26 protein-coding genes and 1 tRNA gene are annotated in these 26025 nt (G+C 71.9%); 14 read left to right on the top strand and 13 right to left on the bottom strand.

Going from position 1 to position 26025, the window contains the following annotated elements:
* Window positions 1–20: 20 nt before the first annotated feature.
* From AB0435_RS00745 to AB0435_RS00755, 3 genes are all read right to left on the bottom strand, one after another.
* A complete protein-coding gene (locus AB0435_RS00745) occupies window positions 21–1550 on the bottom strand; it encodes a PP2C family serine/threonine-protein phosphatase (RefSeq protein WP_366425854.1) in 1530 nt (509 codons plus the stop codon).
* A gap of 75 nt (window positions 1551–1625) precedes the next feature.
* Entirely contained in the window at window positions 1626–2159 is a 534-nt protein-coding gene (locus tag AB0435_RS00750; protein WP_366002126.1) for an FHA domain-containing protein, read from the bottom strand.
* Between the two features lie 10 nt (window positions 2160–2169).
* On the bottom strand, window positions 2170–3024 hold the full coding sequence (locus tag AB0435_RS00755) for a DUF3662 and FHA domain-containing protein (RefSeq protein WP_366002125.1): 855 nt from the start codon (window positions 3022–3024) through the stop codon (window positions 2170–2172).
* A 513-nt stretch (window positions 3025–3537) separates the two neighbouring features.
* Between AB0435_RS00755 and AB0435_RS00760 the strand changes: the two genes are divergently transcribed.
* Window positions 3538–3624 (top strand) — tRNA-Leu (locus AB0435_RS00760).
* Window positions 3625–3870: 246 nt separating this feature from the next.
* Window positions 3871–4653, top strand: coding sequence for a hypothetical protein (locus tag AB0435_RS00765; RefSeq protein WP_366425855.1), 783 nt, complete (start codon window positions 3871–3873; stop codon window positions 4651–4653).
* Here AB0435_RS00765 and AB0435_RS00770 read toward each other — a convergent pair.
* Together AB0435_RS00770 and AB0435_RS00775 are read right to left on the bottom strand one after the other, a co-directional pair.
* The gene (locus AB0435_RS00770) at window positions 4633–5046 is read right to left on the bottom strand and encodes a helix-turn-helix transcriptional regulator (protein ID WP_366425906.1); all 414 of its coding nucleotides are present in this window, start codon (window positions 5044–5046) and stop codon (window positions 4633–4635) included. The two genes, AB0435_RS00765 and AB0435_RS00770, sit on opposite strands and share 21 nt — an antisense overlap.
* A 192-nt stretch (window positions 5047–5238) precedes the next feature.
* Window positions 5239–5889 (bottom strand): NAD(P)H-dependent oxidoreductase, encoded by a 651-nt coding sequence (locus tag AB0435_RS00775; RefSeq protein ID WP_366002122.1) that lies wholly within the window; start codon window positions 5887–5889, stop codon window positions 5239–5241.
* Window positions 5890–6019: 130 nt separating this feature from the next.
* Here AB0435_RS00775 and AB0435_RS00780 point away from each other — a divergent pair, with 130 nt between their 5' ends.
* The 4 genes from AB0435_RS00780 to AB0435_RS00795 all read left to right on the top strand — a co-directional run bounded on the left by AB0435_RS00780 (window position 6020) and on the right by AB0435_RS00795 (window position 9205).
* On the top strand, window positions 6020–6382 hold the full coding sequence (locus AB0435_RS00780) for a helix-turn-helix domain-containing protein (protein ID WP_366002121.1): 363 nt from the start codon (window positions 6020–6022) through the stop codon (window positions 6380–6382).
* 88 nt (window positions 6383–6470) lie between these two features.
* Complete coding sequence (locus AB0435_RS00785; RefSeq protein WP_366002120.1) at window positions 6471–7871, top strand: DUF2252 domain-containing protein; 1401 nt, start codon at window positions 6471–6473, stop codon at window positions 7869–7871.
* 169 nt (window positions 7872–8040) lie between these two features.
* On the top strand, window positions 8041–8847 hold the full coding sequence (locus AB0435_RS00790) for a hypothetical protein (RefSeq protein ID WP_366002188.1): 807 nt from the start codon (window positions 8041–8043) through the stop codon (window positions 8845–8847).
* Window positions 8848–8857: 10 nt separating this feature from the next.
* Entirely contained in the window at window positions 8858–9205 is a 348-nt protein-coding gene (locus AB0435_RS00795) for a rhodanese-like domain-containing protein (protein WP_366002119.1), read from the top strand.
* Window positions 9206–9639: 434 nt separating this feature from the next.
* On the opposite strand, the gene AB0435_RS00800 is transcribed toward AB0435_RS00795, so the two are convergent.
* The 6 genes from AB0435_RS00800 to paaA form a co-directional block, all read right to left on the bottom strand.
* Window positions 9640–10788: an acyl-CoA dehydrogenase family protein gene (locus tag AB0435_RS00800; protein ID WP_366425856.1), complete on the bottom strand. Its 1149-nt coding sequence runs from the start codon at window positions 10786–10788 to the stop codon at window positions 9640–9642.
* Between the two features lie 218 nt (window positions 10789–11006).
* Window positions 11007–12104, bottom strand: coding sequence for a 2Fe-2S iron-sulfur cluster-binding protein (locus AB0435_RS00805; protein WP_366425857.1), 1098 nt, complete (start codon window positions 12102–12104; stop codon window positions 11007–11009).
* Entirely contained in the window at window positions 12105–12581 is a 477-nt protein-coding gene (gene paaD / locus AB0435_RS00810; RefSeq protein WP_366002187.1) for a 1,2-phenylacetyl-CoA epoxidase subunit PaaD, read from the bottom strand.
* Window positions 12582–12751: 170 nt separating this feature from the next.
* Window positions 12752–13459 carry a 1,2-phenylacetyl-CoA epoxidase subunit PaaC gene (paaC, locus tag AB0435_RS00815; protein WP_366002186.1) on the bottom strand — a complete coding sequence of 236 codons (708 nt, stop codon included), beginning with the start codon at window positions 13457–13459 and terminating at the stop codon, window positions 12752–12754.
* Between the two features lie 59 nt (window positions 13460–13518).
* Window positions 13519–13806, bottom strand: coding sequence for a 1,2-phenylacetyl-CoA epoxidase subunit PaaB (paaB, locus tag AB0435_RS00820; RefSeq protein ID WP_366002116.1), 288 nt, complete (start codon window positions 13804–13806; stop codon window positions 13519–13521).
* Window positions 13803–14765 carry a 1,2-phenylacetyl-CoA epoxidase subunit PaaA gene (gene paaA / locus AB0435_RS00825; RefSeq protein WP_366002115.1) on the bottom strand — a complete coding sequence of 321 codons (963 nt, stop codon included), beginning with the start codon at window positions 14763–14765 and terminating at the stop codon, window positions 13803–13805. The genes paaB and paaA overlap by 4 nt, the downstream gene beginning before the upstream one ends.
* Window positions 14766–14941: 176 nt before the next feature.
* Here paaA and AB0435_RS00830 point away from each other — a divergent pair, with 176 nt between their 5' ends.
* From AB0435_RS00830 to AB0435_RS00840, 3 genes are read left to right on the top strand one after another with little or no spacing between them, the layout of a single operon-like run.
* A complete protein-coding gene (locus AB0435_RS00830) occupies window positions 14942–15613 on the top strand; it encodes a DUF5819 family protein (protein ID WP_366002114.1) in 672 nt (223 codons plus the stop codon).
* Window positions 15610–16857, top strand: a complete 1248-nt coding sequence (locus tag AB0435_RS00835; protein ID WP_366425858.1) for an HTTM domain-containing protein — start codon at window positions 15610–15612, stop codon at window positions 16855–16857. Before AB0435_RS00830 ends, AB0435_RS00835 begins: the two co-directional genes overlap by 4 nt.
* Before the next feature lie 41 nt (window positions 16858–16898).
* Complete coding sequence (locus tag AB0435_RS00840) at window positions 16899–17669, top strand: TrmH family RNA methyltransferase (protein ID WP_366425859.1); 771 nt, start codon at window positions 16899–16901, stop codon at window positions 17667–17669.
* A 107-nt stretch (window positions 17670–17776) separates the two neighbouring features.
* Here the strand turns inward: AB0435_RS00840 and paaN are convergent, their stop codons facing one another.
* On the bottom strand, window positions 17777–19480 hold the full coding sequence (gene paaN, locus AB0435_RS00845) for a phenylacetic acid degradation protein PaaN (protein ID WP_366425860.1): 1704 nt from the start codon (window positions 19478–19480) through the stop codon (window positions 17777–17779).
* Window positions 19481–19660: 180 nt separating this feature from the next.
* Here paaN and AB0435_RS00850 point away from each other — a divergent pair, with 180 nt between their 5' ends.
* Both AB0435_RS00850 and AB0435_RS00855 read left to right on the top strand, forming a co-directional pair.
* A complete protein-coding gene (locus tag AB0435_RS00850) occupies window positions 19661–21178 on the top strand; it encodes a 3-hydroxyacyl-CoA dehydrogenase (RefSeq protein ID WP_366002110.1) in 1518 nt (505 codons plus the stop codon).
* A gap of 2 nt (window positions 21179–21180) precedes the next feature.
* The gene (locus tag AB0435_RS00855) at window positions 21181–21771 is read left to right on the top strand and encodes a TetR/AcrR family transcriptional regulator (protein WP_366002109.1); all 591 of its coding nucleotides are present in this window, start codon (window positions 21181–21183) and stop codon (window positions 21769–21771) included.
* Window positions 21772–21775: 4 nt separating this feature from the next.
* On the opposite strand, the gene AB0435_RS00860 is transcribed toward AB0435_RS00855, so the two are convergent.
* Window positions 21776–22279 (bottom strand): Lrp/AsnC family transcriptional regulator, encoded by a 504-nt coding sequence (locus tag AB0435_RS00860; RefSeq protein WP_366002108.1) that lies wholly within the window; start codon window positions 22277–22279, stop codon window positions 21776–21778.
* A 180-nt stretch (window positions 22280–22459) separates the two neighbouring features.
* Here AB0435_RS00860 and pdhA point away from each other — a divergent pair, with 180 nt between their 5' ends.
* From pdhA to AB0435_RS00875, 3 genes are read left to right on the top strand one after another with little or no spacing between them, the layout of a single operon-like run.
* Complete coding sequence (pdhA, locus tag AB0435_RS00865) at window positions 22460–23608, top strand: pyruvate dehydrogenase (acetyl-transferring) E1 component subunit alpha (protein ID WP_366425861.1); 1149 nt, start codon at window positions 22460–22462, stop codon at window positions 23606–23608.
* Window positions 23608–24654, top strand: coding sequence for an alpha-ketoacid dehydrogenase subunit beta (locus AB0435_RS00870; protein ID WP_366425862.1), 1047 nt, complete (start codon window positions 23608–23610; stop codon window positions 24652–24654). The genes pdhA and AB0435_RS00870 overlap by 1 nt, the downstream gene beginning before the upstream one ends.
* The gene (locus AB0435_RS00875) at window positions 24654–25982 is read left to right on the top strand and encodes a dihydrolipoamide acetyltransferase family protein (protein WP_366425907.1); all 1329 of its coding nucleotides are present in this window, start codon (window positions 24654–24656) and stop codon (window positions 25980–25982) included. Before AB0435_RS00870 ends, AB0435_RS00875 begins: the two co-directional genes overlap by 1 nt.
* Window positions 25983–26025 lie beyond the last annotated feature (43 nt).

A 26025-nucleotide genomic window follows, 5' to 3' on the forward strand; every position in this document is an offset into this window, starting at 1 on the left:
TTGGATGGCCCCCTACGGCTTCACTGCTGAGTGCTGCACTGCGGGACCAACTTCTGCTCTTCCTCGCTGAGGGTGGGGCCAGGGGCGGGCGTGGGCGACGCCGTGGGGGCGGTCCGGGAGCCCGGCTTGGCGTCGGCCTTCGGGTCCTTGGCGGTGTCGCCCACCGCGCCGCCGGCCCGCTCGCCGCTCTGCTTCTCCTTCTCCCGCGCCTGCTCCTCGGCCTTGTGCCGCTCGTCCTCCTTCTTGCACGCGCCGGCGAGCAGGCCGAGGTCCTTGACCTTCTGCACGGCCTTGTCGCGGCCGTCGAGCGCGATGGTGTCCTGGACGCGGCCACGCTGGTCGACCGGGAGGTACTTGAGTTCGATCTCGGGGTGGTCCTGATAGAGCTTGCTCAGGCTGACCCAGGCCAGCTTCTGGTTGATGCCCTGGTAGACGGCCACGTGGTCGTTGTCCTTGGCACCCACGAAGTACTGCGTCTGGGTCCAGCCGTAGCCGCCGTAGAGGCCGCCGGCGACGACGCTGAGCACCACCGCCACGATGAGGGACCGCTTGATCCACCTGCCGCGGCGGACGGGCTTGACGTACTCCTCGTCCATGAAGGCGCCGAAGGAGCCTTCGGGCGTCCCGCCCATGTCCGTGTCGCCGCTGCCGGGCGGGCCGAAGCCGCCGCCCTGCGGAGGCACGGGACGGTTGGCGCGGGCGTGCTCGGCGGCCCGGCCGGCCGGGGTGTGCAGGGCACCGTCGTCGCCCGGCTGGAGCTGGTTCTCGGCCACCGCGCCGACGATCACCGGGGTGTCGTTGAGCTGGCCGGCCATGGTGTCGCCGCCGTCGACGTCGAGGACGTCGGCGACGATGCAGGTGATGTTGTCGGGGCCGCCGCCGCGCAGCGCGAGCTGGATCAGATCCTGGATGGTCTCGTGCGGGCCCTGGTAGGTGGCGAGCGTCTCCTCCATCGTCTGGTGGCTGACGACGCCGGACAGACCGTCGGAGCAGATGAGATAGCGGTCCCCGGCCCGGACCTCCCGGACGGAGAGGTCGGGCTCCACGTGGTCGCCGCTGCCCAGCGCGCGCATCAGCAGGGAGCGCTGCGGGTGGGTGGTGGCCTCTTCCTCGGTGATCCGGCCCTCGTCGACGAGGCGCTGCACCCAGGTGTGGTCCTGGGTGATCTGGGTGAGCACGCCGTCGCGCAGGAGGTACGCGCGGGAGTCGCCGACGTGGACGAGGCCGAGCCGCTGCCCGGTCCACAGCAGGGCGGTGAGCGTGGTGCCCATGCCCTCCAGCTGCGGGTCCTCCTCGACCATGAGCCGGAGCTGGTCGTTGGCGCGCTGCACGGCCGTGCCGAGGGAGGTGAGGATGTCGGAGCCCGGGACGTCGTCGTCGAGCGTGACCAGGGTGGAGATCACCTCGGAGGAGGCGACCTCGCCGGCGGCCTGGCCGCCCATGCCGTCGGCGATGGCGAGCAGGCGGGGGCCGGCGTAACCGGAGTCCTCGTTGCCCTCCCGGATCATGCCCTTGTGCGATCCGGCGGCGAAACGCAGTGACAGACTCATGCGCACCTCGCCCGTCGGCTCCGGGTACAGCCCCTTCCCAGACACGCTGCCCACCCTCCGGTCGTCATGGTCCTACTACTTCCGCAGCTCGATGACGGTCTTGCCGATACGGATCGGCGCGCCGAGCGGGATCGGGGTCGGGGTGGTCAGTCTGGTCCGGTCGAGATAGGTGCCGTTGGTCGAACCGAGGTCCTCGACGATCCACTGGCCGTCGCGGTCCGGATAGATCCTGGCATGCCTGCTGGAGGCGTAGTCGTCGTCCAGCACGATCGTGGAGTCGTGGGCGCGGCCGAGCGAGATGGTCTGGCCCTGGAGGGCCACCGTGGTGCCGGTCAGGGAGCCTTCGGAGACCACGAGCTTGGTGGGCGCGCCGCGGCGGCCGCGGTCGGCACGCCGGCCGCCGCCCTGCTGCTGTTGGCGCTGCTGCGGCGGTGCGGTCTGCTGCTGCGCGCGCTGCGTCTGCCGCTCCGAGCCGCCGCGGCGGGAGCCGCGCTGGGTGACCCGCGTGCCGAAGAGGTCACTGCGGATGACCTGGACGGCCACGATGACGAACAGCCACAAGACGGCGAGGAAACCCAACCGCATGACCGTGAGGGTCAGCTCTGACATTGCCCCCGCTTCACCCTTCGGCTTGCCGATAAACGATGGTGGTGCTGCCCACGACGATGCGTGAGCCGTCGCGGAGCGTAGCGCGCGTGGTGTGTTGTCCGTCCACCACGATGCCGTTGGTCGACCCCAGATCCTGGATCGTCGCGGGGGTGCCGACCCGGATCTCGCAGTGCCGGCGGGAGACGCCGGGGTCGTCGATCCGTACGTCCGCTTCGGTACTGCGGCCCAGCACGAGGGTGGGGCGTGAGATCTGGTGCCGCGTGCCGTTGATCTCGATCCAGCGCCGGGTCTGGCCACCGGACGCCGGAGCGGCCGTGGGGCCGGGTCCGGCGCTGCGCGGTGCCCGTCCGGCACCGCCGGGCGGCGGGCCCGCGGGCATGGGCGGCAGCCCCGAGGGCGGCGCCGGATGGCCGGCACCGTGGGTGACGGGACCGCTGCCGCCGCCGGGGCGGGGCGCGGCCGGGCGCTGGGCCTGCGGGTCCTGCGACTCACTGGCGGCGAGGGTGCGACTGCGCACCCGGTACAGCCCGGTGTCGAGGTCGTCGGCCTTCTCCAGGTGGACCTTGATGGTCCCCATGAAGGTGTAGCGCTGCTGCTTGGCGTAGTCGCGGACCATGCCGGAGAGCTCGTCGCCCAGCTGGCCGGAGTACGGGCTGAGGCGCTCGAAGTCCGGAGCGCTCAGCTCCACGATGAAGTCGTTGGGGACGACGGTGCGGTCGCGGTTCCAGATGGTGGCGTTGTTGTCGCACTCGCGCTGGAGCGCGCCCGCGATCTCCACCGGCTGCACCTCGGACTTGAACACCTTGGCGAAGGTGCCGTTCACGAGACCCTCGAGTCGCTGCTCGAAGCGCTTCAGTACTCCCACGGGGCACCTCCTTCCCTCAGTGACGTTCCTGATGCTCAGTGTCGTTCCTGATACTGCTTACTGATCGTATCCACGCGTCGGGAAAACGGCTGGTTCCCCTTCGGCGCCAGGAGTGACGAGTGTCGCCTTCACCCGGTGTCCCGGTGCCGCCTTCACTAGGGATCGTAGAGGCGGCTGCGAGCCAGTGTCCCGCAACCGGTGGGGTGCCCGCGGTCCCGCCGGTCCGGCGGGGTCGGGATGGCCTTCCGGATGACCTTCCGGCGGGGCCGGCGGCCTCCGGTTCCGTCCCGCTGCTCCCCTCCGCGGACGCTCCGTGTCCGGGGCAGGTCACGAGGGGTCCGACACCGCTCTGCGCCGCTCCGTACCGCTCCGGGACCGCCCCGCCCGCCCACCAGGAACGAGTGTGAAGACACCCGCCACAGCGTGCTAATGTTCTCGATGTCGGAAGGCGAACGCACAAGAAGCGGACGAAAAGTCCGGGGACGGTGCGGGAGGACTGAAGACAACACCCATGCGCGGGTGGCGGAATAGGCAGACGCGCTGGATTCAGGTTCCAGTGCCCGAAAGGGCGTGGGGGTTCAACTCCCCCCTCGCGCACCATGAGGTATCGAAACGGACCTCTCCGAAGTGACGTAAGTCACACGGAGGGGTCCGTTTTGCTTTGTCCCGCTCTTGTCCAGCTCTTGTTCGAACCATGGCTGGATTTGCGGGGTCCTGAGCGAAGTCTTGGCCGGAATCGCTGCACACGGTAGCGGCGGCAGTGGGAACATCATTCCGTAATCGCGCTGGGGCTCTGTGTGAAGAGCGTCGAGTCCGGTGTCGCGGGGAGCCTCGTCTGCAACCGGAATGGGGGACGCTGTGGCGTGGGGCCAGTCGTCCGTGCTGTCGGAGTGGGTGCTGCCCGCCGTTGTCTGCGCGCCTGTGACCTGGGTGTGTCTGGTCTGGCGCTTCCGTGAGGAGGGGCGGCTGCTGGGGACCGCGCGGTCGGCCGCCGCGGCGCTCGCCGTGCTGATCTGGACCTCCGGCATGGCGGCCCTGGCCAGTGGACTGCTGCTGCCGCACGCGTCGAGCGTGCCGCCGGCGGCGGTGGGCGCCGTGGCCGGTCTGGGGCTGGTGCCCAAGCGCAAGGCGGGGGAATCCGGTGAGCACCCGCTGATGGCGATCGTGACCCTCGGGGACTCGCTGCTGCTCAACAGCCTGGCCCTGCGCCTGCGGACGGACCGCGCGGAGTGGTGTCACGCGATGGTGGCCGGCCTTCCCGACGGCTGGGACCTCGACGCCTTCGCGGACCGGGTCAGGGTGCATCTGATGACACGGGTGGACATCCCGGGGCGTACGGCCAGGGGGCGCACCCACCTCAAGCGGGAGATCTGCGAGCGCCATCGGGACGTGCGGACCGCGGCCCAGAAGTGGATCACCATCGAGACGAAGATCGAGAAGCTGTGCGAGCAGCAGGGGCGTGAACGCACGCGGGAGGAGATCCGGCAGGCGCGAAGGGCGTTCGGCGAGGCCGAGCACCTCTGCACGTATCTGCTCGATCTGGCACACGCGTACGGCAAGCGCAGCGACGACAAGCTGCTGTTCGCTCTGCGGCACGAGGTGTGCGGTTCAGTGGTGGGACGGAGTTAAGGGGCGCAGCCGGTCCGCGGTCTCCGGTCGTACGGTCTCCAGCGGCTCTCGGTGCTCGGCGGCGGGCTGCTCACAGAACGAGATCTCCACGCTCACGTCCAGGGCTTCGGCGACGGCCGCCAGTGAACGGAGCGTCAGATTCTCGTCGCCCGAGAGGATTTGGCTGACCCTGCCGGGCGAGACGCCCATCCGGTCGGCCAACTCCTTGCGGGACATGCCCCGTTCCGCGACGAGACCCGCGAGTGAGGCTGTGGCGTGCCGTGCCGCGCGGGCCCCCGCTAGATCGGCATGACGGCTGCGCTCCGTACCGTGGCGCCAGGCCATGGCTACCCCCCAGAATCGCGGCGTCGACCGTGGTGCCGACGGCCACTTCGGCCGCCGTCGGCGGCTCATGAAGTCCTCTGCAGAAGAGAATGCCACCTTTAGGCTTAGCTAAAAGCCTGGATTCGGCTAAAGATTCCGTCAGTGCGGTGGGATTCGGTCTGCCTGGTCACTCATGACCAGGCATGACGCGGCGAACGGTCGATTTCGGCCAGATGTTGTCGGGGCGGGCCGTCCGGGGGCTCCCGGCATATGCCCCGGGTGTCAGGCCGCGAAGCGCGCGGCCATCTCCTTGCCCTTGGCGGCGGCGTCCTCGTGCGCCTGGGCGCGGGAGGCGTCGGCCTTGTCGACGAGCGCGGCCATCGCGGGCACGGAGCGGGCCAGGGTCAGCTCGGGGACGATGAAGTCGACGTCCAGGCCGAGCATGTCGCCCAGGACCTTGGCCAGGTAGGTCGTCACGAACTCGGCGTCCTCGCGCGGGGTGCCCGGCGCGTAGGAACCGCCGCGGGAGGCGACGACGGTCGTCGGCGTACCGGCGGCCGAGGGCGTCTCCACGCCGGCCGTGCGGCCCATGATGATCACCTGGTCCAGCCACGCCTTGAGGCTGGAGGGGATCGAGAAGTTGTACATGGGGGCGCCGATCAGCACGGCGTCGGCGCGCTCCAGCTCCTCGGCCAGTTCGGTGCGCAGCGCGAAGGCGGCCGCCTGCTCCTCCGTGCGCGCCTCCGGGGCGGCGAAGAGGGCCTGCACGCCGTCGGCGGTGATGTGCGGCAGCGGGTTCGCGGAGAGGTCGCGGTAGATGACCGTGCCGTCGGGGTGCTGCTCCTCCCATGCCTTGCGGAAGGCGGCGGTGACATCGCGGGAGTGGGAGCCCTGCGGGAGGGCGGAGGAGTCGAGGTGCAGCAGCGTGGCCATGGGTTTCTCCTGATGACGGGCGTGACGCCGACGGGACGGGACTACGGGGGTGTAGTTCCGTATGCAACTATTAATAACACAGGGACTTACTTTTCTATAGCAGCGATGGGGAACGCAGTACCCTGGACGCATGGCGGACCGTGGTGAGCAGGCGTGCAAGAGCGTCGACGAGGGCATGACGCGGGTCTTCGAGCTGTTCGGCAAGCGCTGGACGGGGCTGATCGTCGCCACCCTCCTGCAGGGCCCGGTCCACTTCGCCGACCTGCGGCGGGCGATCCCGGGGATCAGCGAGCGCATGCTGTCGGACCGGCTCACCCAGCTCGCCGCGGCCGGGCTGCTCGTACGGGAGGTGCACGCGGGTCCGCCGCTGCGCGTCGCGTACCGGCTGACGGAGGCGGGCGCGGCGCTGGAACCCGCGCTCAAGGAGCTGGGGCGGTGGGCCGGGAAACACCTTCCGGAGAGCAGCGCGCAGTGCCCGAAGGCGTTCAGCTGAGGAACGTGCGGCCCCGGTCGGGCCCGGCCGTTGTCAGTGGGGGCCGGTAGATTCTGGGTAGTTGGGCGTCGAGGGGGAGGGGCGCGCTGTGTCGCGACTGCCGTACGTACCAGGATTCGCGGGGGCGGGCGGAGCCGGGAAGCCGGGCTCGCCGAAGGCCGAGGGCAAGGCGCTGCGGGCGCGTGTGCCCAGGTCCTCGCACGCCGGGTGGGCCGCCGAGGCGGGGCGCCCCGGGGCCGTGGAGACGGTCGAGGCGTCGAACGCCGGCCGGCTTCCCGAGCTCACGCCGATACGGGTCGGCCGGATGGCCGCCTCGCCTTTCGCCTTCCTGCGCGGCTCGGCCGGGCTGATGGGGCACGACATGGCGCGTACGTCCGTGACGGGTGTCGGCGCGCAGATCTGCGGCGACGCCCACGCGGCCAACTTCGGTCTCTACGGCGACGCGCGCGGTGGACTCGTCATCGACCTCAACGACTTCGACGAGACCCTGCACGGGCCGTGGGAGTGGGACGTCAAGCGCCTCGCCACCTCCCTGGTGCTGGCCGGGCGGGAGGCGGGCGCCGACGAGGACACCTGCCGGGCCGCCGCGCGCGACGCCGCGGGCGCCTACCGGCACACGATGCGGCTGCTCGCCAAGCTGCCCGCCGCCGACGCCTGGAACGCCATCGCCGACGAGGAGCTCGTCGCGCACGCCGACGCGCGGGCGCTGCTGGGCACGCTGGAGCGGGTCGCGGCGAAGGCCCGGCGGAACACCAGTGCCCGCTTCGCGGCGAAGTCGACCGAGAAGGCCGAGGGCGGGGGCCTGCGCTTCGTGGACGCCCCGCCCGTGCTGAGCCGGGTGCCGGCCGGTGAGGCGGCGGCGGTCGCCCTGTCGCTGGGCGACTATCTGGGCACCCTGCCGGAGGAACTGCTGCCGTTGCTCGCGCGCTACGAGGTGCAGGACGTGGCGTTCCGCGTGGTGGGCACGGGGAGCGTGGGGCTGCGCTCCTACGTGGTGCTGCTGCTCGACCACCGCGGCGAGCCGCTCGTGCTCCAGGTCAAAGAGGCACGGCCCTCGGCGCTGCTGCCGTACGCGAAGAAGGCCGGCTTCGCGCCCGGCCGTCCCCCGGCGGGGCACGAGGGCCGCCGGGTGGTGCTGGGGCAGAAGCGGATGCAGGTGGTCAGCGATGTGCTGCTCGGGTGGGCGACTGCCGACGGCAGGCCGTATCAGGTGCGGCAGTTCCGCAACCGCAAGGGCAGCGTCGACCCGGCCGCCCTCGCCCCCGGTGAGCTCGACGACTACGGCCGGATGACGGGCGCGCTCCTCGCGCGGGCCCACGCGCACACTGCGGACCCCCGGCTCATAGCGGGCTACTGCGGCAAGGCGCCCGAGCTGGACGAGGCGCTGGCCGATTTCGCGGTGGCCTACGCGGACCGCACGGAGGCGGACCACGCGGAGCTCGTGGCGGCGGTGCGGAGCGGCCGGGTGGCGGCCGAGATGGGGGTGTAGCCGCGGGGGCGTGGTGTGTGTCCGGACACGTCCGGGGTTTCGAGGGCGCGTGCGGCGGGCTTTCGCGCCCGTCCGACGGCGGTCCGAGCCCGGTCCGGCGGCTGAGGACGGAGGGGCCGGTGGGGCTCGGGGGCCCGGAGGGCGTGGGAACTCGTACGCTGGGCGGGTGATGAATCCGGAAGCCGAGAATCTCCACGCCGAGGAGCCGGGCACCCAGCGCCTGGCCCAAGCCGTCCGCGCCGCGGAACAAGCGCTGATCGAGTTCGAGATCGCGGTGGAGACCTTCCGGGTGGAAGTGGAGAACTTCTCCCGGCTGCACCACCAGCGGCTCGGCCCCGTGTATGCACAGCTCGACGAGCTGGACGCGCAGATCGCGGAGGCCCTGGCGGCCCGCAGCGGCGACGCCGAGGACCTCCGGCGGGCCCGCGAGGCACGCGCCCTCGTGCAGCCGCTGCCGGGAGTGGAGGAGCTGCTCGGCGGCTGGATGGACTCGGAGGGCCTGTCGCCCGAGGCGTCGGCGATGCTCACGGAGCGGCCCGTACGGCCTCCGGAGCGGGTGCGCCCGAGCGACGAGGCCCGGCGGGTCTTCCGCGAGCTCGTCCGCAAGGCCCACCCGGACCTGGCACAGGACGAGGCGGAGCGCGTACGGCGCGAGGCGTTCATCGTGCGGGTCAACGCCGCTTACGCGGACGGGGCCGAGGCCCTGCTGCGGGAACTGGCCGAGGAATGGGCCGCGGGCCCCGCCCCCGAGGAGCCGCGGCCGAGCCCCGCCGAGGAGCTCTACGCCCGCCTGGAGTGGCTGGCCCGGCGCAAGGAGATGCTGGCGGCGGTGGCCGCCGAGCTGGAGGGCTCCGCGATCGGCTCGATGATCAAGATGGCGGCCGACGACCCGGACCAGCTGCTGGAGGAGATCGCCGAGGGCCTCGTCGCCCAGGTCGCCGAGCGCAGGGCCCAGCTGGCCTCACTGGTCGGGTAGCGTCGGGGACATGCATTTCGGTTCTGGGGTACCCACGGTCGGCGTCGACGCTCTCGCGCCCGAAGACTTCCTGCTGGACGTCCGTGAGGACGACGAGTGGGCGGCGGGGCACGCCGAGGGCGCGCTCCACATCCCGATGAGCGACTTCGTCGCCCGCTTCGGCGAGTTGACGGAGAAGGCCCCCGACGGCGCCAGGATCAACGTCATCTGCCGCTCGGGCGGACGCTCCGCCCAGGTCACCGCCTACCTCGTCCAGCAGGGCCTGGACGCGGCGAACGTCGACGGCGGCATGCAGGTCTGGGAAGCCGCGGGCCGCCCGGTCGTCGACGGCGCCGGCGCGCCCGGCGCCGTGATCTGAGCGGGCTCGGCGAAGTCCCGTGCGGTTCGGCCGCGCCCGAAGGGCGCGGGACCGTGACGCCGCGCGGCTCCGCCGCGCGGGCGTGACCAGCCACGGTGTGCCCGCGGGCGACGCGCTCGGCTTCCGGCGGAGCGTTAGGCCGTGTCCGGCGGACCTTGTGGTCGGTGCTGCGGGTGGCGCCGTCTGCGCACCACCGCTGCGCGGCGGTGTCCTCAATCTCCCCCAGCTACCGCTGGGAGGTGCCCCCAACGGGCTGGATGTGGTTGATGTGGGCGCGCAATTCAGCCTGTCCGGCGCTTGAGGACACGCCCGAAGGGCGTTCCCGCCGCAGGCGGCAACGGGCCCGCAGACTGACAAAGATCCGCCGGACACGGCCTGGCTCCGGTCGCCCGAGGGCTCCGCTCGACGGGGCCCGGCCTAGGCCCCGGCCGTGGTCAGTCCGTCGGGCAGGTGGCCAGCAGGTCGCCGAGGGCCTCCTCGTGGGCCGCCGCGGGGCCGAGCGAGAGCTCCAACTGCTTGGCCCACGCGTGATATCGGTGCAGGGCATAGCCGGTGTCCGCGCCGAAGCCGCCGTGCAGGTGCTGTGCGGTCTGGACGACGCGGCGCACGCCCTCGGAGGCCCAGATCTTCGCGACGGCGATGTCCGCGTCGACCGGCAGTTCCCCGGCGGCTCCCGACTCCAGGCGCCAGGCCGCCTGCCAGAGGGTGGCCTCCATCGCGCGCAGGTCGATGTAGCGGTCTGCGGCCTGCACGGCGACGGCCTGGAACGTGGCGATCGGGTGGCCGAACTGCTCGCGCTTCGTGGCGTACGCACTGGTCATGCGGGCCACCGCCGTACCCACCCCGAGCGCGAGCGCACTCGTGCCGACGGTGAGCAGCCGCCGTAGCCGCTCCCACGCCCCCTCGGCGGTGATCAACTCGTCGTCACCGGCCCGCACGGAGTCGAGACCCACTTCCGCGTACCGCTCGCCGTTGGTGGAGACCTGGTCGGCCAGCGTGACCCCGGGACGGTCGGGCGGGACGAGCGCGAGCACGGTGTGCCCCTTCTCCGTACGAGCGGGCAGCAGGACGCGGTCCGCGCTCCGGGCCCAGGGCACGGCCGTCTGCGTCCCGTCGAGCACCCAGCGAGTGCCTGCTGCGCCGGAAGCGTCCACCTCGCGTGCGGTGACGGCGAGTTCGGCCGGGTCATGACCGGTGCGGCCGCTGGCCGCGGTGGTGATGACGAGCTCGCCCCGCCCCACCTGAGGCAATGACTTGCCGACGGCCGGCCCGCCATGGCTGCTCAGCACGGCGGCTGCCGCGCTGGTCTCCAGCAGTGGCACGCGGGCCAGGACCTGCCCGGCCTCGCGCAGCACCAGGCACAGCGCGAGGGGCCCGAGTCCCGCGCCGCCGTGCTCGGGAGCGATGAGCAGGCTCAGCAGGTCGGCGCCCGCGAGCGTCGCCCACAGGGGCCGGTCGAAGTCCTCGGCCACCGCGCCCCTGGTCAGGGCCGGGCTGGGCACGCCGTCGGGGGAAACCCCGGAGAAGACCGCCCTGGCCGCTTCCTCGGCGGCCTGCTGTTCCTCGGTGAAGGTGAAGTCCACTGTCCGTCCTCCCGCACACCGGCACTGCCGTTGCTGCCACTGACGCCAGGAACTGATGGAGCGTCAAGGTAGAACAGGTTGCAGGAATTGGGAACACGTGGACGTGTTCGGCGGTAGCTGTAGCGATCGCGGTCGCCGTCCGGGGCGTGGGCCCGCGTGCGCTGCGGCTGCCCGGGCGCCATCACGTCGGCACCGACCGCTCCACTCCACGCTCCCACTCAGCGGTCGAAGTCCAGCTCCACCTCCTCCGTGACCGGATGCGACTGGCAGGCCAGCACATATCCGGCCGCCAGCTCCTCCGGCTCCAGCGCGAAATTCCGGTCCATCCGCACTTCACCCCTGACCAGGAAGGCCCGGCAGGTCCCGCACACCCCGCCCTTGCAGGCGTACGGGGCGTCGGCACGGCTGCGCAGCACCGCGTCCAGCAGCGGCTCGCCCTCCCGCACCGGCCAGCTGCCACTGCGCCCGTCCAGCGTCGCGGTCACGGTGCTGTGCGCCGGGGCGGGGGCGGCGCCGGGGGAGCCGGCCGAGGCCGCGTCCGAGGCGGTGTCGACGTGGAATATCTCCTGGTGGACACGGTCACGGCCGACTCCCAGGGCGCGCAGCGCCCGCTCGGCTTCCCGCACCAGACCGTGCGGGCCGCACAGGAACCAGCCGTCCATCTCCTCCACCGGGAGCAGCGCGGGCAGCAACCGGGTCAGCCGCTCCTCGTCCAGCCGCCCGGAGGGGAGCCCCGCCTGCTGCTCCTCGCGGGAGAGGACGTGCACCAGCTGGAAGCGGTCGGGCCAGCGGTCCTTGAAGTCGGCGACCTCCTCCAGGAACATCGCGGATGCGGTGGTCCGGTCGCTGCGTATCAGGCAGAACCGGGCGTCGGGCTCCCGTGCGAGCAGGGTCGAGGCGATGGACAGGACGGGGGTGATCCCGCTGCCGCCGACGATCGCGGCGAAGTGCCCGGGGCGGGGCTCCAGCACGAACCGTCCGGCCGGTGCCATCACCTCCACCGTGTCCCCTGCGGCCAGCTCCTTCAGCGCGTACGTGGAGAACACCCCGCCGTCCACCAGCCGCACCCCGACCCGCAGTTCGGCCACCTCGCCGGTGCCCGGTGCCGGGGCGGGGCCGCAGAGGGAGTAGGTGCGCCGGGCCTCGCCGTCCTCCGTGTTCCTGCGGAGGGTGATGTGCTGACCTGCCGCGTAGCGATAGACGTCCCGCAGCTCCGGAGGCACGGCGAAGGTCAGGGCGACCGAGTCGTCCGTGAGCGGGTCGACGGCCGTCACTCGCAAGGGGTGGAAGGCGCCGTGGCGGGCCGCTGCTGGCATCTACAACTCCTTGAAGTGATCGAACGGTTCGCGACATGCCTCGCAGCGCCGCAGGGCCTTGCAGGCGGTCGACGAGAAGCGGCTCAGCAGCGTGGTGTCCGTGGACCCGCAGTGCGGGCAGCGGATGCCGAGCGTCACCGGGACCGGCCCTTCCGGGCCCGTGCTCCGCGGCGGCGCCACGCCGAACTCGGCGAGCTTGCGGCGTCCTTCGGCCGTGATGTCGTCCGTGGACCAAGCCGGTGCGAGGACCTTGCGTACCTCGACCTCGGGTATGCCCTGGTCGTGCAGCACCCGCTCTATGTCCGCGGACATCGCCTCGATCGCCGGGCAGCCGGTGTAGGTGGGCGTCAGCTCCACCTCCACCCGTCCGGGACCGGTCAGATGCAGGCCGCGCAGCACGCCCAGCTCGGCCAGCGTCAGCACGGGCAGCTCCGGATCGGGCACGGCACCGGCCAGCTCCAGGAGGTGCTGTTCCAGCGTGGTGCGGTCCGGGGCGGCGGCACCAGGGGTGGAGGCGTCCTGAGTGGCCGGATCGCGGGCGGGCGTCTTTCGCCCCGGACCTGGACCTGGACCCGGATCCGAACCTCGGCCCGGTGGACGAGGAGTCGACGAGGCCGTTGCCCGAGCGTTCAGGGGGGTCGGTACGGTCACCATGTCGCCCCCGGGTGGCTGCGGTTCAGATGCTGCATCTCCGCGAGCATCCGTCCGAACGGCTCGGTGTGGAGGCCCTGTCGGCCTGCTCCGGCCGTCCAGGCGCCGGACTGCGGGCCGGTGGGGAGTGTCAGGGTGGCCTGCCCGAGAGTCCTGGTCACCAGTGCCAGCCAGCCGTCCCGCAGGGCGGACACGTCGATGTCGAGACCGTCGAACGGGTCGAACAGCTCCCCCGTGTACCGCCACAGCGCGTCGATCGCGGCCTGCATCCGCCGGTGGCTCTCCGCTGTGCCGTCGCCGAGCCGCAGCGTCCACTGCTCGGCGTGGTCCCGGTGGTAGGCGACCTCCTTGACCGCCTTCCCCGCCAGGGGTGCGAAGGGGCTTTCCCCGGCGGTCAGTTGCCCGTACAGCAGCTCCTGGTAGGTGGAGAAGTACAGCTGGCGGGCGATGGTGTGGGCGAAGTCGCCGTTGGGCTGCTCGACCAGCTGGACATTGCGGAAGGCGCGCTCCTCCCGGAGATAGGCCAGCTCGTCCTCGTCGCCGACGAGAGAGAGGAGGAAGCGGGCCTGGCCGAGCAGGTCCAGCGCGATATTGGCGAGGGCGACCTCTTCCTCCAGGACGGGCGCGCGGCCGGCCCACTCCCCCAGCCGGTGGGACAGCACGAGGGCGTCGTCACCGAGCGCCAGCGCCGCGCCGAGGGGCACGCCGGGGTCGGCGGGGACAGGGCCGGGGGCCTGCGGGGAGGCGCCCGGGGGCGGGGGCTTCACAGGTGCCGCACCCCCTCCGGGATGTCGTAGAAGGTCGGGTGGCGGTAGGGCTTGTCCGCGGCCGGTTCGAAGAAGGGGTCCTTCTCGTCCGGCGAGGAGGCGGTGATCCCGGCGGAGGGCACGACCCAGATGGAGACGCCTTCGGAGCGCCGGGTGTAGAGATCCCGAGCATTGCGCAGCGCCATCGCCGCGTCCGGTGCGTGCAGGCTTCCGGCGTGGGTGTGCGACAGCCCGCGCCTGCTGCGCACGAACACCTCCCACAGTGGCCAGTCAGCGCTCGTCATGCCCCTGCCTCCCCTGGTGTGCCGCCGTGCTTGCGGGCATGGGCGGCGGCGGCCTCGCGCACCCACGCGCCTTCCTCGTGTGCCTGCTTGCGCCGGCTGATCCGCTGTTCGTTGCACGGGCCGTTGCCGCGCAGCACCTCGTGGAACTCGTCCCAGTCGATGGCGCCGAAGTCGTGGTGGCCACGCTCCTCGTTCCACCGCAGGTCCGGGTCGGGGAGGGCCAGGCCGAGCGATTCGGCCTGGGGGACGCAGATGTCCACGAACCGCTGGCGCAGCTCGTCGTTCGAATGGCGCTTGATCTTCCAGGCCATGGACTGGGCCGAATGGGCGGATTCGTCGTCCGGGGGGCCGAACATCATCAGGGACGGCCACCACCAGCGGGCCACCGCGTCCTGGGCCATGGCGTGCTGGGCCTCGGTGCCGCGGCTGAGGGCCAGCAGCAGCTCGTAGCCCTGGCGCTGGTGGAAGGACTCCTCCTTGCAGATGCGGACCATGGCGCGGGCGTAGGGCCCGTAGGAGCAGCGGCACAGCGGGACCTGGTTGGTGATGGCCGCGCCGTCCACGAGCCAGCCGATGGCGCCCACGTCCGCCCAGGTCAGCGTGGGGTAGTTGAAGATCGACGAATACTTCTGGCGACCGGAGTGCAGCTTGTCGAGCAGCTCGTCGCGCCCGGTGCCCAGGGTCTCGGCGGCGCTGTAGAGATAGAGGCCGTGGCCCGCCTCGTCCTGCACCTTGGCCATCAGGATGGCCTTGCGGCGCAGCGAGGGCGCGCGAGTGATCCAGTTGGCCTCGGGCTGCATGCCGATGATCTCCGAATGGGCATGCTGCGCTATCTGGCGGACGAGCGAGGCGCGATAGGCGTCGGGCATCCAGTCGCGTGGCTCGATGCGCTCGTCGGCTGCCACCGCGGCGTCGAAGACCGCCTCGTAGGTCCGTGCGTCCGGCGCCGTCGTCGTCATGGCATGCCCCCTGCCTTCCCTGAGCTCCCGACCGACCGATCGTTCGGTTCAATGGTGGGCTGCCGGATCGTGAGGTGTCAAGCCTGTGGATAACCCCTGCGCGCTGGGCCCCGTGGGACGTCCTGGGTACGGTTCGGGTGCACGAATACAGGCAGCACGCAGGATCGGGGCGGGACATGGAGACGGATGACGAGCACGACGAGCGGGCCGGCTCCGTCGCGGGGCTGTCCCTGCCCGCGCGCGTCGCCGTCGCCCTCGGCGTCGCCGTCGTGACGGTGGCCACCGCGGTGCATCTGGCGATGGTGTTCCTGCACGTGGCACCGCCGAACGCGGTCAGTAAGCAGCACGCGGCGGCCATTGGCGACTACATCTACCCGGAGTTCGAGCAGAACTGGAAGCTCTTCGCTCCCAACCCCCTCCAGCAGAACATCGCCGTCCAGGCCCGCGCCGAGCTGCGCGGCCAGGACGGCCGGTCGGTGCTCACCCCGTGGATCGACCTCTCCGCCCAGGACGGTGCCGAGATACATCACAACCTCTTCCCGAGCCACACCCAGCAGAACGAGGTGCGGCGCGCCTGGGACTTCTACGTGAGCACGCACGACGCCCGCGAGCAGCCCAACGGCCTGCGCGGAAACCTTTCCGAGCAGTACATACGGCGCATCGTCCTGCTCCGGCTCGGCAGCGAGCGCGACGGACGGCCGGTCGACCGCGTACAGGTGCGGTCCATGACCCGCGCCGTCGCGCCGCCGCCCTGGAGCGACGAGAAGGCGGAGACCAAACCCGCGTACCGCGTGCTCAGCTGGTGGCCGGTCACCACCGCCGACCTCCCGGAGGCGAAGAACCGGTGAGCGCCCCCCTCGCCCCGCTCGCCCGGGGCATCGACCGCGTCACCCGCTCCGCGCTCGGCCGCCATCAGACGGCCGTGATCCGGATCGGCATCTCCTTCGCCTGGCTGTGTTTCCTGCTCCGCGAGTGGCCCAACCGCCATGAGATGTACGGGCCCGACGGCCCGTGGAGCTGGGACATGGCCCGTCGGCTCACTGCCGACAACCACGCCTTCACCGCGCTCGTCTGGTCCGACGGCACCCTGTGGTTCGAGACCGTCTACGCCCTCGCCATCGTGTCCAGCGCCCTGCTGATGCTCGGGTGGCGGACGCGGACCATGTCCGTGCTGTTCATGATCGGTGTGCTGTCGCTCCAGAACCGCAGCGTCTTCCTCGGCGACGGCGGCGACAACGTCATTCACCTGCTGGCCCTCTACACCGTCCTCACCCGCTGCGGACTGGTGTGGTCCCTCGACGCCCGGCGCGCCCGCCGCCGGACCGGAGCGGCTGACGACACGGGACAGTCCGGCGGAACGCGTCCAGGTGCCGACCTGGACGTCACCGGCATCCTGCTGTGGGCCGTCTGCGGCCTCGCGCTGGCCGTCACGCAGGCCCTCGGCCCCAGCCGGATGTCCTGGACGGCCGACGGCCCGCTTCCCGGCCTCGGCTGGGCCGCCGTCTTCTGGGGGCTCTGGCTCGTACAGGGCCTGTGGTGGTGCGTCCGGCGCTACGCCCCCGGGGAGCCGCGCACGGTCCTGGACACGTTCGCCAACCTGGCGCACAACGCGGCGCTGCTGGTCATCATGGCGGAGGTCTGCCTGATCTACTCCACGGCCGGCTGGTACAAGATCCAGGGGTCACGCTGGCAGGACGGCACGGCGCTCTACTACCCGCTGCACCTCGACTACTTCTCGCCCTGGCCCGAGCTTTCCGACGTCCTCGGCGGCAACAGCGTCATCGTGCTGCTGCTCAGCTACGGCACGGTGGCGGTGCAGGTCGCGTTCCCGTTCACCCTGCTGAACCGGCGGGCCAAGAACGTCCTGCTGGCCGTGATGATGTGCGAGCACCTCGGCATCGCCGTCACCCTCGGACTGCCCTTCTTCTCGCTGGCGATGATCGTGGCGGACGCCGTCTTCCTGCCCACCTCCTTCCTTCGGCGCGTCGGCGCCCTCGCCGGGCGGGCCCGCGACCGGCTGCTGCCCGCGCACGCGGCCTCGATCCCGTCGCAGCGGGAGGACGAGGAGAGCCCGCGCAGCCTCGTCGGCTGAGCGGGGGCGGCCCGCCCGGGGCGGGACCGTAGGCTGAGTACATGACCGAGGACGAAGCCGTGGCCGCCGTACGACAGTGGGGCGAGCTCGCCCCTGACGCCGTACTGCTCGACGGCTTCCACGCCTTGAAACACGCGCTCCGCTTCGGTGCGGACGTGCGGCTGGCCGTCTGCGCCGACAGGGAAGCCACGCTGGCGCTCGCCGCCGAGCTGGCCGACGATCTCACCGAGGAGCTCGCCGAGCGGCTCGTCGCGATCCCCGCGCGGAGCTTGCGGGAGCTGCTGCCCCGGGTCCACCCCACGGGTGTGGCGGCGCTGGCGGTCAGGCCGGGCCGCCGGAAGAACCTCGACATCCTGTCGGGGGCACCGCGCCTCGCACCCGTCGTCGTGCTGGACAACCCCCGCAACCTCGGGAACGTCGGTGCCGTCATCCGCCTCGCCGCGGGCTTCGGCGCGACGGGTGTGGTCACGACCGGTGACATGGACCCGTGGCACCCCAACGCCGTACGGGCCGGCGCGGGCCTGCACTACGCGACCGCGGTCGAGCGGCTGCCGCTGCCCGAACTGCCGCCCGGCCCGATCTTCGCGCTGGATCCGGAAGGCGACGACATCCGGTCCGTCGACTTCCCGGACGAGGCGCTCATCGCCTTCGGCTCCGAGCGGCACGGCATCTCGCCCGACCTGCGGGAGAGGGCGACCCGGCTGGTCGCCCTTCCCATGCGGCCGCAGGTCTCCAGCTACAACCTCGCGACGAGCGTCGCCATGGCCCTCTTCCACTGGGGCGGGCCGGGCACGGACCGGCCTCTGGGCTGAGGCCCGCCCACCGCTCGCGGCGGGATCCGCCCCCCCGCCCGCACGGCCTGGACAGCGGTGCTGACCGGCACCCTGCGTGGCGGCCAGAACTGCCCCGCCCGCACGGCCTAGACCGGACGCCGCACCTCCACCGTGCGGAAGCGGCTGGCGACGAACGCGCTGTCGCACAGCACCGCGTTGGCCGCCGGATTGCCGCCGGAACCGTGGAAGTCGGAGAAGGCGGCGGTCTGGTTGACGTACACCCCACCGGTGAGATTGAGGGAGAGCTGGGCGCACTCCTCCAGGCAGGCCGTCTCCACCAGCCGCTCGACCTCCGGCGAGGTGGTGTACGCGCCGACGGTCATCGCGCCCTTCTCCCGCACCGTGCGCCGCAGCAGCTCGACGGCGTCCGCCGCCGAGTCCACCGCCACTGCGAAGGACACCGGGCCGAAGCACTCCGACAGATAGGCCGCCTCGGAATCCGGCTTGGCGCCGTCCAGCTTGACGATCACAGGCGTGCGCACCGTGGCGTCGGGGAAATCGGGATTGGTCACCGCCCGTGAGGCGAGGGCGACTTCGCCGAGCTGCGCGGCGGCGGCGAGGCGCTCCTTGACCTGGTCGTTGACGATCGCGCCCAGCAGGGCGTTCGCCCTGGCGTCGTCACCCAGCAGGCCGTCCACGGCGGCGGCGAGGTCGGCCACCACCTCGTCGTAGGACTTGGGCCCCGCGTCCGTGGTGATCCCGTCGCGCGGGATGAGGAAGTTCTGCGGGGTGGTGCACATCTGGCCGCTGTAGAGGGACAGCGAGAAGGCGAGGTTGCTCAGCAGGCCCTTGTAGTCGTCGGTGGAGTCGATGACGACCGTGTTCACCCCGGCCTTCTCCGTGAAGACCTGCGCCTGGCGGGCGTTGGCCTCCAGCCAGTCGCCGAAGGCGGTGGAGCCGGTGTAGTCGATGATGCGGATCTCCGGGCGCACGGCCAGGGACTTGGCGATGCCCTCGCCGTCGCGCTCGGCGGCCAGCGCGACCAGGTCGGGGGAGAAGCCCGCGTCGCGGAGCGCCTCCCGCGCGACGCGCACCGTCAGGGCCAGCGGCAGCACGGCGCGCGGATGCGGCTTGACCAGGACGGCGTTGCCCGTGGCCAGGGAGGCGAACAGGCCGGGGTAGCCGTTCCACGTCGGGAAGGTGTTGCAGCCGATCAGCAGCGAGATGCCGCGCGGCACGGCGGTGAACCCCTTCCGCAGCTCCAGCGGTGGGCGCTTGCCCTGCGGCTTGGACCAGTCGGCCGACCCCGGGGTGCGGACCTGCTCGGCGAAGGCGTAGGCGACGGCCTCCAGACCGCGGTCCTGAGCGTGCGGTCCACCGGCCTGGAAGGCCATCATGAACGCCTGACCACTGGTGTGCATGACCGCGTGGGTGAACTCGTGCGTACGGGCGTTGATCCGGGCGAGGATCTCCAGACAGACCGCGGCCCGCGCCTGGGGACCCGCCTCGCGCCACTGCGGCATCGCCGCGCGCATGGCCGGGAGCAGTGCCTCGACGCCGGGGTGGGGATACTCGATGCCCAGCTCCGGTCCGTACGGGGAGACTTCGGAGCCCGCCCAGCCGTCCGAGCCCGGCTGGTCCAGCTCGAAGCGCTTGCCGCGCAGCGCCTCGAAGGCGGCCTGGCCCTCGGCGGCGCCCAGGCTGCCGGGCACGGCGCCCTCCGGGCCGTACGCCTTCGGGTGCTCGGGGAAGGGGGACCAGTAGACGCGCGTGCGGATGGCGTCCAGGGCCTGGTCGAGCGTCGGGAGGTGCTTCTCGATCAACTGGGCGGTGCTGGGTCCGGCGGTCACGGCTGACCAACTCCTCGTCGAGCTGGGCTCGGATGGGGCGACAGGCTACGGGCGACAGAGCGCGGGCGGGACGCTTCGGGAGGCCGGGAACTCCCCCCGGTAGATACAGTAACCGAACGATCGGTCGGGACAAGGGGGCCCGGCGAACCTGTGGACAACTCATCGGGGAGGATCACCGGCATGACCGCAATCGAGCCGAACGCGACCGTCGCAGTCGTCGGAACCGGCACCATGGGCCAGGGAATCGCCCAGGTCGCCCTGGTGGCGGGCCATGGTGTGCGGTTGTACGACACGGTGGAGGGGCGGGCCGTCGAGGCCGCCCGGGCCATCGGTGCCCGCCTCGACCGCCTCGTGGAGAAGGGCAGGCTCACGGCCGCCGGCCGCGACACGGCGCTGGCCCGTCTGTGTCCCGCCGCGCGACTGGACGACCTCGCCGACTCGGCGCTCGTCATCGAGGCGATTCTGGAACAACTGCCCGCCAAACAGAAGCTGTTCGCGGAGCTGGAATCGGTCGTTCCTGACGACTGCCTGCTGGCCACCAACACCTCGTCCCTGTCGGTGACCGCCGTCGCGGGTGCCCTCAGGCTGCCCGGCCGTCTCGTCGGCCTGCACTTCTTCAACCCCGCACCGCTGCTGCCGCTCGTGGAGGTCGTCCGGGGCTTCGCCACCGACGCGGCATCGGCGGAGCGGGCGTACGACACCGTGGCAGCCTGGGGAAAGAAGCCTGTGCGCTGTGCCGACGCCCCGGGCTTCATCGTCAACCGCATCGCCAGGCCCTTCTACGCCGAGGCGTTCCGCCTCCACGAGGAGCGGGCCGCCGACCCCGCGACCCTCGACGCCGTGCTGCGCGAGAGCGGCGGCTTCCCCATGGGCCCCTTCGAACTCACCGACCTCATCGGTCAGGATGTGAACGAAGCCGTCACCCGTTCGGTCCATGAGGCGTTCTTCCACGATCCGAAGTTCAGGCCCTCACTCGCGCAGCGCCGGCTCGTGGAGGCCGGGCTGCTCGGCCGCAAGAGCGGCCACGGCTGGTACGACCACACGCCCGGAGCCGAGCGGCCGCTGCCGCGCACCGAGGAGGCGTGCGAAGCGCCCGCTGAGATCACTGTCCACGGACGGCTTCCCGGTGCCTGCGCGGCACTGGCCGACCTCATCCGGGAAGCGGGCATCACGGTCACCGAGGTCCCCGGGCCCGGCACCGAGGGATATCTCGTTCTCCCCGGCGGCACGGAACTCTCCCTCACCCAGGGCCGCCCGGCCACCACGGAGCTCGCCGGCGCCCGGATCCACTTCGACCTGGCCCTCGACTACCGCACCTGCGCCCGCGTCGCCCTCGCGCCCTCCGTGACCGCCTCCCCGGCGGACGTACGGGCGGCGACCGGCCTGTTCCAGGCGCTCGGCAAGCAGGTCAGCGTCATCGGTGACGCACCGGGCATGATCGTGGCCCGTACGGTCGCCATGCTCGTCGACTTCGCCGAGGACGCCGTCGGCCGGGGCGTCGCGAGCCCGGAGGACGTCGAGGTCGCCATGCGGCTCGGCGTGAACCACCCGCGCGGCCCGCTGGAGTGGGGCCGGATCCTCGGCCCGGCGCGAGTGAGCCGGATGCTGCGGAACCTGCACTCCGCGTACCCCGACGGCCGCTACGCGCCGTCCCAGCCGCTGCTCCGCCGTGCAGCCGTCGAAGAGAGCCTGCTGTAATCATGACCATGGCCAAGCGCGACACCTACACGCCCGAATCGCTGCTCGCGGTCGCCGTCGGGGTGTTCAACGAGCGGGGCTACGACGGCACGTCCATGGAGCACCTCTCCAAGGCGGCCGGAATCTCCAAGTCCTCCATCTATCACCATGTGAAGAGCAAGGAGGAGCTGCTCCGGCTCGCGATAAGCCGCGCCCTGGACGGGCTCTTCGCCGTCCTGGAGGAGCCGCGCGCCGTCGAGGGGCGGGCGATCGAGCGGCTGGAGTACGTCACCCGGAGGACCGTCGAAGTCCTGATGGACGAGTTGCCCTACGTGACGCTGCTGCTGCGGGTGCGGGGCAACACGGACACCGAGCGCTGGGCCATGGAGCGGCGCCGCGAGTTCGACCACCAGGTCGTCGAGCTGCTGAAGCGGGCCGCTGCCGACGGTGACCTGCGGGCCGACGTCGACGTCCGGCTGGCGACCCGGCTGCTCTTCGGGATGATCAATTCCGTGGTGGAGTGGTACCGCCCGGAGCGAGGCGGAGCCACGAGCGACGAGGTGGCCGACGCGGTGGTCCGCACGGCCTTCGCCGGGCTGCGCACCACCGGCTGACCTGTCAGGACTCCCCCGGCACCCGCCCCTCCTCCAGGTCCGTCTCCTCGAAGACCAGGAGGGTGCGGGTGCTGAGCACCTCGTCCATGGCCTGGATGCGGGTGAGCACCAGCTCCCGCAGCGCGTGGTTGTCCTTGGTGTGGACGAGCAGCAGGACATCGAAATCCCCGCTGACCAGGGCGATATGGGCGGCCCCGGGCAGCGCCCGGAGCTTTTCGCGGACGGTGCGCCAGGAGTTCTGCACGATCTTCAGCGTGATGTACGCCGAGGCGCTCTGCCCCGCGCGCTCCTGGTCGATCCGGGCGCTGAAGCCGCGTATCACCCCGTCGTCTATGAGGCGGTTGATCCGGGCGTAGGCGTTGGCGCGCGAGACGTGCACCCGCTCCGATACGGACCGTATCGAGGCGCGGCCGTCGGAGCGGAGCATCCGCAGGATCGCGCGGTCGATCTCGTCGAGCGGCCGGGCGGGTGGCTTGCCGCCCGAGAAGGCCATCTGTTCGTCCGGCATACCGCCCCGCCTCCCCTTCGTGGACGTCCTGTCCATATCTCAGGTTGTGGAGAACCGTTTGTCCACAGGGTCGGGCCGCCTGTAGCCAAAATGTGCCGACGACCGAACAATCGGTAGGGAGGGCGTGCGGCGCGCTGAGCCGTGCGGCCGGTCAAGCCCGCCCAAAAGGAGGTGCTCGTCATGACGGTTCTGGAGCAGCCCGGCTCGTACCGGCCCGTCCCGCCCCCTGCCTGGCAGCCCCGCACCGACCCCGCGCCGCTGCTGCCCGACACGGAGCCGTACCGCCTGCTGGGCACCGACGCGGCCGCCGGGCTGGATCCCGGGCTGCTGAAGCGGCTCTACGGCCAGCTGGTGCGCGGCCGGCGGTACAACGGCCAGGCCACCGCCCTCACCCGCCAGGGCCGGCTGGCGGTCTATCCCTCCTCCACCGGGCAGGAGGCGTGCCAGGTCGCCGCCGGGCTCGTCCTGGAGGAGCGGGACTGGCTGTTTCCCAGCTATCGCGACACCCTCGCGGCCGTGGTCCGCGGGATCGACCCCGTGCAGGCGCTGACGCTGCTGCGCGGTGACTGGCACACCGGATACGACCCGCACGAGCACAGGGTGGCGCCCCTGTGCACCCCGCTGGCCACCCAGCTGCCGCACGCGGTCGGGCTCGCGCACGCCGCGCGGCTCAAGGGGGACGACGTCGTCGCGCTCGCCATGGTCGGTGACGGCGGCACCAGCGAGGGCGACTTCCACGAAGCGCTCAACTTCGCCGCCGTCTGGAAGGCCCCGGTCGTCTTCTTCGTGCAGAACAACGGCTTCGCGATCTCGGTGCCCCTGGCGAAGCAGACCGCCGCGCCCTCCTTCGCGCACAAGGCCGTCGGTTACGGCATGCCCGGCCGGCTGGTCGACGGCAACGACGTCGCGGCCGTCCACGAGGTCCTCGCCGAGGCCGTCCGCCGCGCCCGCGGCGGCGCGGGCCCCACTCTGGTCGAGGCTGTCACCTATCGCGTCGACGCCCATACGAACGCGGACGACGCCACGCGCTACCGCTCCGACTCCGAGGTCGAGACCTGGCGCGCGCACGACCCGATCGACCTGCTGGAACGGGAGTTGACCAGCAGGAAGCTGATCGACGCGGCCGTGATCGAGGCCGAACGGGAGGCCGCTGAACGGCTGGCCGCCGATCTGCGCGACCGGATGAACCAGGACCCCGTCCTGGACCCTTTGGAGCTCTTCACCCATGTCTACGCCGAGCAGACCGCCCAACTGCGCGAGCAGGCCGACCGGTTGCGGGCCGAGCTCGCCGCCGCCGGGGAGTCCGGCGCTCAGGAAGGGGCGCAGTGATGACCACGGCGGCTGTCAGGGCCGGCCACAAGCCCGCCACCATGGCACAGGCGCTCGGCCGGGCGCTGCGTGACGCCATGGCCGACGATCCGTCCGTCCACGTCCTCGGCGAGGACGTGGGCACCTTGGGAGGCGTCTTCCGGGTCACCGACGGGCTGGCCAAGGAATTCGGCGAGGACCGCTGCACGGACACACCGCTGGCCGAGGCGGGCATCCTCGGGGCGGCGGTCGGGATGGCCATGTACGGGCTGCGGCCGGTGGTGGAGATGCAGTTCGACGCCTTCGCCTATCCCGCGTTCGAGCAACTGATCAGCCATGTCTCCCGGATGCGCAACCGCACGCGCGGGGCCGTACCGATGCCGCTCACGGTGCGGGTGCCGTACGGCGGCGGGATCGGCGGGGTCGAGCACCACAGCGACTCCTCCGAGGCGTATTACATGGCGACACCGGGCCTCCATGTGGTCGCCCCGGCGACCGTCGCCGACGCCTACGGACTGCTGCGCGCCGCGATCGCCTCCGACGACCCGGTGATCTTCCTGGAGCCCAAGCGGCTCTACTGGGCGAAGGACCACTGGGACGCCGCGCACCCGGAGACGGTGCCCGGCATCGGACGCGCGGTCGTCCGGCGCCCGGGTTCGTCCGCGACGCTCATCACCTACGGGCCGTCCCTGCCGGTCTGCGTGGAGGCGGCCGAGGCGGCGCTCGCGGAGGGGTGGGACCTCGAGGTCGTCGACCTGAGGTCCCTGGTGCCGTTCGACGAGGAGACCGTCTGCGCGTCCGTACGGCGCACCGGCAGGGCCGTCGTCGTGCATGAGTCGGCCGGTTTCGGCGGCCCTGGAGGGGAGATCGCCGCACGGGTCACGGAGCGGTGCTTCCACCACCTGGAGGCCCCGGTGCTGCGCGTCGCCGGGTTCGACATCCCCTACCCGCCGCCGATGCTGGAGCAGCACCATCTGCCCGGCGTGGACCGGGTGCTGGACGCCGTCGCGCGCTTGCAATGGGAATCGGAATGGACGTCCACAGGGCGCGAGAGGGGTGGGCGCTGATGGCCGTGGTGCGCGAATTCAGGCTGCCGGACCTGGGCGAGGGGCTCACCGAGGCGGAGGTCGTCCGCTGGCTGGTGAAGGTGGGCGACGTGGTCGCCGTCGATCAGCCCGTGGTGGAGGTCGAGACGGCCAAGGCCATGGTCGAGGTGCCGTGCCCCTACGGCGGCGTGGTGACGGCCCGGTTCGGGGAGGAGGGGGCCGAGCTCCCGGTGGGGGCACCGCTGTTGACCGTGGCGGTGGGTGACCCTGCGCCGGTGGGGCCGGAGGGTGACGGACATGCCGGGGGAGCCGGGAGCAGCACGCCGGAAGGCTCGGGGAACGTCCTGGTCGGCTATGGCACCCAGGCTCCCGCGGCCCGGCGGCGCCGGCTCCGCACGCCGGTCGGCGACCGGCGGAGGCCGGCAGGAGACATGGCACCCGAGGTGCCCGGGACGACCGCTCCGGTGGCCAGGCCGGTGATCTCCCCGCTCGTCCGGAGGATCGCGCGGGAGCGTGGGCTCGACCTCGCCCAGGTGCGTGGCAGCGGCCCCGACGGCCTGATCCTGCGAGCCGACGTCGAACGGGCGGCGGCGGAGCGGCGGGAAGGGCGGGAGACGGGCCTCCGGAGCGTCGCCACGGCAGGGAGGCACCTGGAGTCCGAGGCGCTGCGGATACCGCTGCGCGGAGTGCGCGGCGCGGTCGCGGAGAAGCTCGGCAGGAGCCGCCGGGAGATCCCGGACGCCACCTGCTGGGTGGACGCCGACGCCACCGAACTGCTGGCCGCCCGCCGGACGATGAACTCGGGCGGCGCGCCCAAGGTCTCGCTGCTCGCCCTGCTGGCCCGGATCTGCACCTCGGCTCTGGCGGAGTTCCCCGAGCTGAACGCCACCGTGGACACCGAGGCCCAAGAGATCGTGCGGCTGCCGGGCGTGCACCTGGGCTTCGCCGCGCAGACGGAGCGCGGGCTCGTCGTCCCCGTCGTGCGGGAGGCCCACACCCGTAACGTCGTCGCGCTGTCGGCGGAGATGGCCCGGCTCACCGAGGCGGCGCGGACGGGCACGCTCAGCCCGGCCGAGCTGACCGGAGGCACGTTCACGCTGAACAACTACGGGGTGTTCGGGGTCGACGGCTCCACGCCGATCATCAACTACCCGGAGGCGGCGATGCTCGGTGTGGGCCGGATAGCGCCGAAGCCCTGGGTGCGGGAAGGAGAGCTGGCGGTCCGGCAGGTGGTGCAGCTGTCCCTCACCTTCGACCACCGGGTCTGCGACGGGGGCACGGCGGGCGGGTTCCTGCGCTACGTGGCCGACTGCATCGAGCGCCCGGCGGTGCTGCTGCGCTCCCTGTGAAGGGATGACAGCAGCGGACGGCGGTGCGCGAGCGGCCATACTC

Source organism: Streptomyces sp. NPDC051173 (assembly GCF_040689515.1).
GTDB lineage: Bacteria > Actinomycetota > Actinomycetes > Streptomycetales > Streptomycetaceae > Streptomyces.